This window comes from Stenotrophomonas sp. CFBP8994, assembly GCF_034044835.1.
Classification (GTDB): Bacteria; Pseudomonadota; Gammaproteobacteria; order Xanthomonadales; family Xanthomonadaceae; genus Stenotrophomonas; species Stenotrophomonas rhizophila_A.
Genome location: NZ_JAXCWT010000004.1, coordinates 154,989 through 166,951 on the forward strand (window position 1 = coordinate 154,989; position 11,963 = coordinate 166,951).

Annotated in this window: 7 protein-coding genes; 5 read left to right on the top strand and 2 right to left on the bottom strand. The window is 67.4% G+C overall.

Annotated features, from left to right (window positions below; all coding sequences use genetic code 11):
* Positions 1-26: 26 nt before the first annotated feature.
* On the top strand, positions 27-929 hold the full coding sequence (locus SOM39_RS12780) for a LysR family transcriptional regulator (RefSeq protein ID WP_320458533.1): 903 nt from the start codon (positions 27-29) through the stop codon (positions 927-929).
* A gap of 36 nt (positions 930-965) precedes the next feature.
* A complete protein-coding gene (locus SOM39_RS12785; protein ID WP_217538363.1) occupies positions 966-2,861 on the top strand; it encodes an ATP-binding cassette domain-containing protein in 1,896 nt (631 codons plus the stop codon).
* A 204-nt stretch (positions 2,862-3,065) separates the two neighbouring features.
* Here SOM39_RS12785 and SOM39_RS12790 read toward each other — a convergent pair whose 3' ends face one another.
* Both SOM39_RS12790 and SOM39_RS12795 read right to left on the bottom strand, forming a co-directional pair.
* Positions 3,066-3,527 carry a c-type cytochrome gene (locus tag SOM39_RS12790; protein WP_320458534.1) on the bottom strand — a complete coding sequence of 154 codons (462 nt, stop codon included), beginning with the start codon at positions 3,525-3,527 and terminating at the stop codon, positions 3,066-3,068.
* 8 nt (positions 3,528-3,535) lie between these two features.
* Positions 3,536-3,931 (bottom strand): c-type cytochrome, encoded by a 396-nt coding sequence (locus SOM39_RS12795; protein WP_068851249.1) that lies wholly within the window; start codon positions 3,929-3,931, stop codon positions 3,536-3,538.
* Between the two features lie 206 nt (positions 3,932-4,137).
* On the opposite strand from SOM39_RS12795, the gene SOM39_RS12800 reads away from it, so the two are divergent.
* From SOM39_RS12800 to SOM39_RS12810, 3 genes are read left to right on the top strand one after another with little or no spacing between them, the layout of a single operon-like run.
* Entirely contained in the window at positions 4,138-5,286 is a 1,149-nt protein-coding gene (locus tag SOM39_RS12800; RefSeq protein ID WP_068851252.1) for an efflux RND transporter periplasmic adaptor subunit, read from the top strand.
* Positions 5,283-8,798 (top strand): efflux RND transporter permease subunit, encoded by a 3,516-nt coding sequence (locus SOM39_RS12805; RefSeq protein ID WP_320458535.1) that lies wholly within the window; start codon positions 5,283-5,285, stop codon positions 8,796-8,798. Before SOM39_RS12800 ends, SOM39_RS12805 begins: the two co-directional genes overlap by 4 nt.
* Positions 8,795-11,890, top strand: coding sequence for an efflux RND transporter permease subunit (locus SOM39_RS12810; RefSeq protein WP_320458536.1), 3,096 nt, complete (start codon positions 8,795-8,797; stop codon positions 11,888-11,890). The genes SOM39_RS12805 and SOM39_RS12810 overlap by 4 nt, the downstream gene beginning before the upstream one ends.
* Positions 11,891-11,963 lie beyond the last annotated feature (73 nt).

The following is an 11,963-nucleotide window of genomic DNA, read 5'->3' on the forward strand; positions in this document are numbered from 1 at the left end:
CAACCGACAAAGAAGGTTAATCCACGATGCGTCTGACGCTGCGCCAATGGCAGGTTTTCGTGAGCGTGGCCGATGCCGGATCCACCGCTGCGGCCGGCGCCCAGCTCCAGCTGTCGCAGTCGGCCACCAGCGCCGCCCTCAACGAACTGGAGGGGCAGCTTCTCGCACCGCTGTTTGACCGGATCGGGCGCCGGCTGGTGCTCAACGCCACCGGACGCGCGCTGCTGGACCCGGCCCGCGCGCTGCTGGTGGCGGCGAGGGAGCTGGAACAGCAGGCCGGGGCAGGGCAGTCGCACGCGGCTGGCACACTGGCCCTGCAGTTGCGGATAGGCGCGAGCACCACCATCGGCAATTACCTGCTGCCGACCCGGGTGGCTTCGTTGCTGGCGGCCAATCCGCAGGCCCAGGTGGACCTGCGGATCGGCAACAGCGCCGACGTGGTGGCGGCGGTGCAGCGGTTGGAGGTCGACCTGGGCGTGATCGAAGGACCGTGCCACGAAAGCGGCCTGGAGGTGCTGCCCTGGCAGCGCGATGCCCTGGTCATCGTGGCGGCGGCCGCCTCGCCGTTGCCGGATGCGGTGGATGTCGCGTCACTGGCCGCGGCGCGCTGGCTGCTGCGCGAGCCCGGTTCGGGCACCCGCGAGGCGGTTGAACAGGCCCTGCTGCCGCACCTGCACCACTTCGGGCGCGCCATGCAGCTGGGCAGCACCGAGGCAATCAAGCAGGCGGCGGCGGCGGGGCTGGGCCTGGCCTGCCTGTCGCGGCACGCGGTGGCCGACCTGGTCGCGCTGGGCAGCCTGCGGGTCCTGCAGACCCCGCTGCCGCCCCTGGCGCGCCAGCTGTGGGTGGTGCGCCATCCGGGCAAGCGGGTGCCGGCGGAACTGGCCGCACTGCTGGGGCTGCCGGCATCCGCTTTTGCGTCCGGCTGAGCGACGCCGCAGGCCGCCAGCCCGTACAATGGCGGGATGCCTCTGATTACTCTGCAAAACGTCGACTTCAGCGTCGGCGGCCCGCTGTTGCTGGAAAAAGCCGAACTGTCGATCGAGCCGGGCGAACGCATCGCCCTGATCGGCCGCAACGGCGCCGGCAAATCCACCCTGCTCAAGCTGCTGTCCGGCGACCACAAGCCCGACGACGGAGAAGTGCGCGTGCAGCAGGGGGTGCGCATCACCCGGCTGGAGCAGGAAGTGCCGCACGGCGCGGCCGGCAGCGTGTTCGACGTGGTCGCCGATGGCCTGGGCGAGCTGGGCCAGTGGCTGGCCGAGTTCCACCACCTCAGCGTGGCCGACGAGTTCGATGGCGATGCGCTGTCGGCGGTGCAGGCCAAGATCGATGCCGCCAACGGCTGGGGCCTGGACCAGCGCGTGAGCGAAACGCTGACGAAGCTCGACCTGGACGGCGATGCCGAATTCGCGCGCCTGTCCGGCGGCATGAAGCGCCGCGTGCTGCTCGGCCGCGCGCTGGTGTCCGCGCCGGACCTGCTGCTGCTGGACGAACCGACCAACCACCTGGACATCGAAGCCATCGACTGGCTGGAAATGTTCCTCAAAAACTGGAACGGCAGCGTGGTGTTCGTCACCCATGACCGTCGCTTCCTGCGTGCGCTGGCCACCCGCATCGTCGAGATCGATCGCGGCCAGGTCACCAGCTGGCCGGGCGACTGGGCCAACTACGAACGCCGCCGCGAAGAGCGCTTGAACGCGCAGGCACAGGAAAACGCGCGCTTCGACAAGATGCTGGCACAGGAAGAAGTCTGGATCCGCCAGGGCATCAAGGCCCGCCGCACCCGCGACGAAGGCCGCGTGCGCCGCCTGAAGGCGATGCGCAGCGAGCGTTCGCAGCGCCGTGAACTCGGCGGCAACGTGCGCATGGAAGCCTCGCAGGCGGAGAATTCCGGCAAGAAGGTCATCGACGTCAAGGACATTTCGTTCGCGTTCGGCGAGCGGGTGATGGTCAAGGATTTCAGCACCACCATCCTGCGCGGCGACCGGATCGGCCTGATCGGTCCCAACGGCAGCGGCAAGACCACGCTGCTCAAGCTGCTGCTGGGCGACCTGGCGCCGGACAGCGGCGAAGTGCGCGCCGGCACCAACCTGCAGATCGCCTACTTCGACCAGTACCGTTCGGTGCTGCGCGAGGACTGGACCGCGATCGAGAACGTGGCCGAAGGCCGCGATTTCCTCGAGGTCAACGGCAAGCGCAAGCACGTGCATGCGTACCTGCAGGATTTCCTGTTCACGCCCGAGCGTGCGCGCGCGCCGATCACCCGCCTGTCCGGCGGCGAGCGCAACCGGCTGCTGCTGGCCAAGCTGTTCGCGCAGCCGTCCAACCTGCTGGTGATGGACGAACCGACCAACGATCTCGACGTGGAAACGCTGGAGCTGCTCGAAGAGCTGCTTGGTGATTACACCGGCACGCTGCTGCTGGTCAGCCATGACCGCGACTTCCTCGACAACGTGGTGACCTCCACGATGGTGATGGAAGGCGATGGCGTGGTCGGCGAGTACGTGGGTGGCTACACCGACTGGCAACGGCATGCGGCACGCGTGGAAGCGGCGGCTGCAGCAGCACCGGCAGCGGTTGCCGGACCGCGTCCCGCAGCGGCACCGGCGCCGGCGGCCAGCGCCGAACCGGCCGCGCCCAAGCGCAAGCTCAGCTACAAGGACGCGCGCGAGCTGGAGCAGCTGCCGTTGAAGATCGAAACGCTGGAAAAGGATGTCGAAGGCCTGACCGCCGCGATGAACGATCCCGCGTTCTACCAGCGCAGCGCGCCGGACATGGCGGCGCATACCCAGAAGCTGGGGGCGGTGCAGGCTGAGCTGGATGCGGCCTACGCGCGGTGGGAAGAACTGGACGCCTGATCTGCGGCTTCGGCGGATCCAAACGCCGGTCCCGGTGCCGGGGGCGGCGTTGTAATGCCTTCGGATGCTTGGGCCGCGCTGCGCGCGGTGGACACGCATGGCGTGTCCCTACGAATTCTTATGTGCGCAGGACCATGGCGTTGGATCGTAGCGACACGCCATGCGTGTCCCACGGACCCCGTGGGATCACACATGGCGCGCAGATCATTTGACCCCGTGCAGATCCCTGAGCTGGCTCGGCCGCGAACCGAAATACGCGGCCAGGTCGGCAATATCCTGATCACTCAGGTCAGTGGCCTGCCCGGTCATCAGCGGATGCTGGCGGTCCCCGGCGCGGTAGGCCTGCAGGGCGTGGGCCAGGTAATCGCCGTACTGCCCACCCAGCTTCGGGTAGGTCGGATCGATCGGCTGGTTGCCGTCGGCGCCGTGGCAGTCGATGCAGCTCTGCCCGGTCGCCTTGCCCTTGACCTTGGCCCGCGCTTCACCGGCGGCGATGCGGCCTGCCGGCAGGCCGGCGGAGGAGCCTGACCCGTGCTCGCCACTGGCGTGGCCCGGGTCGGCGGCGGAATCTGCGCTGTTTTCCACCTGCGACTGCGAACAGGCAGCCAGCAGCAGGGCAACGGACAGGGCGATGGCGTGACGCTTGAAGGGCGTGGCTTTCGTCATGAGCGCGCTTATTTGACGGTGGACAGGTAAACAGCGAGATCGGCGATCTCCTGTTCAGAGAAACTCATGGACTGCGCCTGCATCGTGGGATGCCGGCGTTTGCCCTGGCGGTACTCGCTCAGCGCCTGGCTGAGGTACTGCTGGGTCTGCCCACCGATCTTGGGCACCCGGTAGCTGGGGTACGCGTTCTTGTAGCCGGTGATGCCGTGGCACCCCTGGCAGGTGTAGGCCAGCACGCGGCCATTGTCGAAGCTGCCGGTCAGGGCAGGCGGGGCGGCGGGCGCGGCTGCCGGGGCAGCGGCGGGTGGCGCGGGTACGGCAGGAGCAGGTGCGGCCTGGACGGCAACCCCGAAGGGCAGGAGGACGGCCAGAGCAAGACAAGCGGCGAGCGGCTGCGGGCGCATGATGTCGTTTCCGGTATACGGGTTCTGGTCGTTCCGGCGTGGGGTACGGAACTGTCCCGAGTATAGCCTGCGTTTTCATCTAGCTGAAACCGGGCAATGCCGACGAGTGGTCGCAGGTCACCATGACCTTTGGGATATGGTGTTGTCGTGACGTGGTGCATTACTTTGCTACCACACCTGCTCACGCATCCTTCAGGGACACGACGATGTTGCGAATCTCTCTTCTGCCCGGCCGCACCGGAACCTGCGCCGCGGCGCTGCTGATCACTACGACCCTGCTGCTGGGCGGTTGCGGCGCCGGTGGCCCCGCCGGCGATGCCGCGGCGGCCGAGAAGGATCCCAAGGCCGAAAAAGCCCCCGACGCCGTCCCGGTGGAGGCCGTGGCGGCCAGCCGCCGTGCGGTTGCGGCCAGCTACACCGGCACGGCCGCGCTCGAGGCGCGCGCCGAATCGCAGGTGGTGGCAAAAACGTCGGGCGTGGCCCTGGCCGTGATGGTCGAGGAAGGCCAGCAGGTCCGCGCCGGGCAGCCGCTGGTGCGGCTGGACCCGGACCGGGCGCGCCTGGCCGTGGCCCAGAGCGAAGCGCAGATGCGCAAGCTGGAGAACAGCTACCAGCGCGCCCAGAAACTGGTGGGCCAGCAGATGGTCAGCGCCGCCGATGTCGACCAGCTGCGCTACGACCTGGAAAACGCGCGCGCGCAGTACCGCCTGGCGACCCTTGAGCTGTCCTACACCACGGTGGTGGCGCCGATCTCCGGCGTGATCGCATCGCGCTCGATCAAGACCGGCAACTTCGTGCAGATCAATACGCCGATCTTCCGCATCGTCGACAACTCGCGGCTGGAAGCCACGCTCAACGTGCCCGAGCGCGAACTGGCCACGCTGCGTGCCGGGCAGCCGGTAACCCTGGTGGCCGACGCGCTGCCGGGTAAGTCCTTCCCCGGCACCGTGGACCGCATTTCCCCGGTGGTCGACGCCGGCAGCGGCACCTTCCGCGTGGTCAGCGGCTTCGGCGAAGATGCCGCCGGCCTGCAGCCGGGCATGTTCGGGCGGATCCGCATCGACTACGACCAGCGCGCCGACGCGCTGGTGGTGCCGCGCCTGGCGCTGCTCGACGACGGTGACCCGGCGGTGTTCCGCGTGCGCGCGGGCAAGGTTGCCCGCGTGCCGGTCAAGCTGGGCTACGCCGAAGGCCCGTGGGTGGAGATCCGCGAGGGCCTGGCCGAGGGAGACAAGGTGGTGACGGCCGGCAAGGTCGCCCTGCGCGACGGCACCGCTGTGCAGGTGATCGGCGACAAGCCGGCCACCGCGGTGGCCAGCAAGGCCGCCCCGGCCAAGGCGGAGACCCGTCAATGAGTTCGGTCGGGCACGACCACGGTAACGATCCGCAGCCGGGCGAAGGCCCGGCGGCGCCTGGTGGCGGCCTGGTGGAATTCGCCACCCGCCGCCGCGTCACCATCTTCATGTTCATGATCACCCTGGTGCTGTTCGGCCTGATCGCGCTGGGCAACCTCAAGGTCAACCTGCTGCCGGACCTGAGCTATCCCACGTTGACCGTGCGCACCGAATACACCGGCGCGGCACCGACCGAGATCGAAACGCTGATCACCGAACCGGTCGAAGAGGCGGTGGGCGTGGTCAAGAACCTGCGCAAGCTGAAGTCGATCTCGCGCACCGGGCAGAGCGATGTGGTGCTGGAGTTCGCCTGGGGCACCAACATGGACCAGGCCAGCCTGGAGGTGCGCGACAAGATGGAAGCGCTGAACCTGCCACTGGAGGCCAAGGCCCCGGTGCTGCTGCGCTTCAATCCCTCCACCGCGCCGATCATGCGCCTGGTGATCGCGGCCAAGGACGACCCGGCCAGCGATGCCGACGCCGTGCGCCAGCTCACCGCGCTGCGCCGCTATGCCGATGAAGACCTGAAGAAGAAGCTCGAACCGGTGGCCGGCGTGGCGGCGGTGAAGGTGGGCGGCGGCCTGGAAGATGAAATCCAGGTCGACATCGACCAGCAGAAGCTGGCCCAGCTCAACCTGCCGATCGATACCGTCATCAAGCGGCTGAAGGAAGAGAACATCAACATTTCCGGCGGCCGCCTGGAAGAAGGGTCGCAGCGCTTCCTGGTGCGTACCGTCAACCAGTTCGCCGACCTGGAAGACATCCGCAACCTGCTGGTGACCACCCAGGGCAGCAACGGCAGTGCCGCCGACGCGGCCATGCAGCAGATGTTCGCCATCGCCGCCTCGACCGGTTCGGATGCCGCGGTCGCCGCCGCGTCCGCCGCGCAGAGCGCTTCCAGCAGCAGCTCCACCACGGTGGCCAACGGCGTGCCGGTGCGGCTGAAGGACGTGGCCACGGTGCGCCAGGGCTTCAAGGAACGCGAAGCGATCATCCGCCTGGGCGGCCGCGAAGCGGTGGAACTGGCCATCTACAAGGAAGGCGATGCCAACACGGTGGCCACCGCCGAAGCACTGCGCGCCAAGCTTGAGCAGATCAAGGCGCAGATTCCCGGTGATGCCGAACTGACCACCATCGAAGACCAGTCGCGCTTCATCGAGCACGCCATCAGCGACGTCAAGAAAGATGCGGTGATCGGCGGCCTGCTGGCCATCCTGATCATCTTCCTGTTCCTGCGCGATGGCTGGAGCACGTTCGTGATCAGCCTGTCGCTGCCGGTCTCGATCATCACTACGTTCTTCTTCATGGGCCAGCTGGGGCTGAGCTTGAACGTGATGTCGCTGGGCGGGCTGGCGCTGGCCACCGGCCTGGTGGTGGACGATTCCATCGTGGTGCTGGAAAGCATCGCCAAGGCGCGCGAACGCGGCCTGGGCATCCTGCAGGCGGCCATCACCGGCACCCGCGAAGTCAGCATGGCCGTGGTCGCCTCCACCCTGACCACCATCGCGGTGTTCCTGCCGCTGGTGTTCGTTGACGGCATCGCCGGCCAGCTGTTCCGCGACCAGGCGCTGACCGTGGCGATCGCCATCGCGATCTCGCTGCTGGTGGCGATGACCCTGATCCCGATGCTGAGCTCGCTCAAGGGCCGTCCGCCGCTGGCGTTCCCGGAAGAGCCCGCGCATGCCGCATGGCAGCCGCAGCGTCGCTGGCTCAAGCCGGTCGCCGGCAGCCGCCGTGGTTTCGGCGCACTGGTCCGCTGGACCGTGTTCGGCATCGCGTGGGCCATCGTGCGCGTATGGCGCCTGCTGGTGGCGGTGATCGGCCCGGTGATGCGCAAGGCCAGCGACCTGGCCATGAAGCCGTACGCCGGTGCCGAGCGCGGTTACCTGCGCCTGCTGCCGAACGCACTGGCCCACCCGGGCAAAGTACTGGGCATGGCGGCGCTGGCCTTCGTGGCCACGCTGGCGCTGGTGCCGATGTTGGGCGCGGACCTGATTCCGCAGCTGGCCCAGGATCGCTTTGAGATGACCGCAAAGCTGCCGGCCGGCACGCCGCTGAAGCAGACCGATGCGCTGGTGCGCGAGCTGCAGCTGGCCCACGCCAAGGACGACAGCATCACCTCGCTGTACGGGGTGAGCGGCAGCGGCACGCGGCTGGATGCCAGCCCGACCGAGAGCGGCGAGAACATCGGCAAGCTCACCGTGGTGATGGCCGACGGCGGCAGTGCCCGCACCGAGGCGGCCATCACCGAGCGCCTGCGCGCTTCGATGCAGGACCACCCGGGCGTGCAGGTCGACTTCGCGCGGCCGGCACTGTTCAGCTTCTCAACGCCGCTGGAAGTGGAGCTGCGCGGGCAGGACATGGCCACGCTGGAACGTGCCGGGCAGGCGCTGGCCGCGCGCCTGCGCAGCAACCCGCACTACGCCGACGTGAAATCGACCGTGGAAGAGGGCTTCCCGGAGATCCAGATCCGCTTCGACCAGGAGCGCGCCGGTGCGCTGGGCCTGACCACGCGGCAGATCGCCGACGTGGTGGTCAAGAAGGTGCGCGGCGACGTGGCCACGCGCTACAGCTTCCGTGACCGCAAGATCGACGTGCTGGTGCGCGCCCAGGAAGGCGACCGCGCCAGCGTGGAGAGCATCCGCCGGTTGATCGTCAACCCGGGCAGCACGCGCCCGGTGACGCTGGACGCGGTGGCCGACGTGGTGGCCACCAACGGCCCCAGCGAGATCCACCGGGCCGACCAGACCCGCGTGGCGGTGGTGTCGGCCAACCTGCGCGACATCGACCTGGGCGGCGCGGTGCGCGAAGTGCAGGACATGGTCGCCAACGACCCGCTGGGTGCCGGCGTCAGCATGCACATCGGTGGGCAGGGCGAGGAGCTGGCCGAATCGGCGCGCTCGCTGATCTTCGCCTTCGGCCTGGCGATCTTCCTGGTCTACCTGGTGATGGCCTCGCAGTTCGAATCGCTGCTGCACCCGTTCGTCATCCTGTTCACCATCCCGCTGGCGCTGGTCGGTGCGATCCTGGCGCTGATGCTCACCGGCAAGCCGATCTCGGTGGTGGTGTTCATCGGCCTGATCCTGCTGGTGGGGCTGGTGACCAAGAACGCGATCATCCTGATCGACAAGGTCAACCAGCTGCGCGAGGCCGGCGTGGCCAAGCATGAAGCGCTGGTGGAAGGCGCCCGCTCGCGCCTGCGCCCGATCATCATGACCACCCTGTGCACGCTGTTCGGCTTCCTGCCGCTGGCGGTGGCGATGGGCGAGGGTGCCGAAGTGCGCGCCCCGATGGCGATCACCGTGATCGGCGGCCTGCTGGTGTCCACGCTGCTCACCCTGCTGGTGATCCCGGTGGTGTACGACCTGCTTGATCGCCGTGGCGATGCCTATTACCGCGAACGTGGCCGCCATCACCACCGCGGTACGCCCGATGCCGGCAGCGCCGGTAGTGCGGCCCAGGAGCCGGCATGAGCATCGCCGAGTTCTCCATCCGCCGCCCCATCACCACCATCATGTGCTTCGTCTCACTGGTGGTGGTGGGCCTGATCGCCTCGTTCCGGTTGCCGCTGGAGGCGCTGCCGGACATCTCCGCGCCGTTCCTGTTCGTGCAGGTGCCCTACAGCGGCTCGACACCGGAAGAAGTGGAGCGCACCATCATCCGGCCGACCGAGGAAGCCTTGGCCACGATGACCGGGATCAAGCGCATGCGCTCCCAGGCGACCGCCGAAGGCGCCAGCATCTTCATCGAGTTCACCGACTGGGACCGCGACATCGCCATCGCCGCCTCCGACGCACGCGAGCGCATCGACGCGATCCGCAGCGACCTGCCCGATGACCTGCAGCGCTACAACGTGTTCAAGTGGTCCAGCAGCGACGAGCCGGTACTCAAGGTGCGCCTGGCCAGTGCATCGGACCTGACCGGTGCCTACGACATGCTCGACCGCGAGTTCAAGCGGCGGATCGAGCGCATTCCCGGCGTGGCCCGGGTGGAGATTTCGGGCGCGCCACCCAATGAGGTGGAGATCGCGATCGATGCCGATCGCCTGACCGCACACAACCTGAGCATCAACGAACTCAGCGACCGCCTGCGCACGCTCAACTTCTCCATCTCGGCCGGGCAGATCGACGATAACGGCCAGCGGGTCCGGATCCAGCCGGTCGGCGAGATCACCGACCTGCAGGAACTGCGCGATCTGGTCATCGATACGAAGGGCCTGCGCTTGGGCGACATTGCCGACGTGCGGCTCAAGGCAGCGCGCATGAACTACGGCCGTCGCCTGGATGGCAATCCGGCAGTGGGCCTGGACATCTACAAGGAGCGCAGCGCCAACCTGGTGGAAGTCTCGCGAGGCGCGCTGGCCGAGGTGGAAGCCATCCGCCGGCAGCCGTCGATGCGCGATGTGAACATCAAGGTGATCGACAACCAGGGCAAGACGGTGACGTCCTCGCTGCTGGAGCTGGCCGAAGCCGGCGCGGTCGGCCTGCTGCTGTCGGTGACGGTGCTGTTCTTCTTCCTGCGCCATTGGCCATCGACGCTGATGGTGACGCTGGCGATCCCGATCTGTTTCGTGATCACCCTGGGCTTCATGTACTTCGTCGGGGTGACCCTCAACATCCTGACCATGATGGGCCTGCTGCTGGCGGTCGGCATGCTGGTGGACAACGCCGTGGTGGTGGTGGAAAGCATCTACCAGGAACGCGAGCGCATGCCCGACCAGCCGGTTCAGGCCTCGATCATCGGCACCCGCAACGTGGCCATCGCACTCAGCGCCGGCACCCTGTGCCACTGCATCGTTTTCGTGCCCAACCTGTTTGGCGAAACCAACAACATCAGCATCTTCATGGCGCAGATCGCGATCACCATCTCGGTCTCGCTGATGGCCTCGTGGCTGGTGGCGGTGAGCCTGATCCCGATGCTGTCCGCGCGCATGCAGACGCCCAAGCTGGTGCATTCGCAGACCGGCGTGATCGCCCGCCTGCAGCGCCGCTATGCCCAGCTGCTGCAATGGACGTTGGAACACCGCGGCTGGAGCGTGTTCGGCATCATCATGGTGGTGCTGGTCAGCCTGGTGCCGATGAAGCTGACCAAGATCGACATGTTCGGTGGCGAAGGTGGCACCGATGTCTTCATCGGCTACAACTGGAAGGGGGCCTTCACCCGCGCGCAGATGTCCGACGAGATCATGCGGGTGGAGCAGTACCTGGACCAGAACCGCGAGAAGCTGCACATCACCCAGGTGTATTCCTGGTACAGCGAACAGGAAGGCAGCAGCACGATTGTCACTCTGGACCAGAAGCACGCGGGCAACATGGCCGCCGTGCAGGAGTCGCTGCGCAAGGGACTGCCGCGCTCGGCGCGCGCCGATTACATCGTCGGCAACCAGGGCGGCGATGGCGGCGGTGCCGGTGGCAGCAAGGGCGTGGAAGTGCAGCTGGTCGGTGATTCGACCCAGATGCTGCAGGAGATCGGCGAAGACGTGGTGCCGTTGCTTGCCCAGCGCAAGGAACTGCGCGATGTACGCATCGACAATGGCGAGAAGGGCAGCGAGTTGTCCATCCACGTGGACCGCGAGCGCGCCGCTGCGTTCGGCTTCAATGCCGAGCAGGTTGCCAGCTTCGTCGGCCTGGCGCTGCGCGGTGCACCGCTGCGCGAGTTCCGTCGCGGTGACAGTGAAGTGCCGGTGTGGGTGCGCTTTGCCGGTGCCGAACAGAGCAGCCCGGAAGACCTGGCCAGCTTCACCGTGCGCACCGGCGACGGTCGCTCGGTGCCGCTGCTGAGCCTGGTCGATGTCAGCATCAAGCCCTCCGCCACCCGCGTGGGCCGTACCAACCGCCAGACCACGTTGACCATCAAGGCCAACCTGGCCGAGAAGGTGACCGCGCCGGAAGGCCGCAAGGCGATGGAGGAAACGCTCAAGCCGATGAGCTTCCCGGCCGGCTACAACTTCACCTTCGACGGCGGCGACTTCGGTGACGACAACGAGGCCATGCAGCAGATGCTGTTCAACCTGGTCATCGCGCTGGTGATGATCTACGTGGTGATGGCGGCGGTGTTCGAATCGCTGCTGTTCCCGGCCGCCATCATGAGCGGGGTGCTGTTCTCGATCTTCGGGGTGTTCTGGTTGTTCTGGCTCACCGGTACCTCGTTCGGCATCATGTCCTTCATCGGCATCCTGGTGCTGATGGGGGTGGTGGTGAACAACGGCATCGTGATGATCGAGCACATCAACAACCTGCGCCGGCGCGGCCTGGCGCGCACCCAGGCGCTGGTGGAAGGCTCGCGCGAGCGCCTGCGCCCGATCATGATGACGATGGGCACGGCGATCCTGGCGATGGTCCCGATCTCGCTCACCGACACCCAGCTGCTGGGCGATGGCCCGCCGTACTACCCGATGGCGCGTGCCATTGCCGGCGGCCTGGCGTTCTCCACCGTGGTCAGCCTGCTGTTCCTGCCGACCATTTACGCCATGCTCGACGACATGAGCATCAACGTGGCCCGCATCGTGCGGCGGGCGAGGGGATTGCCGCCCAAGGGCAGCGGCGCGGTGATCGAACCGGCATGAACGAAAAGGGCCACGCAATGCGTGGCCCTTTTCGTATCGACCAACGGTCGATACCTACCGAGGTCGAACAACA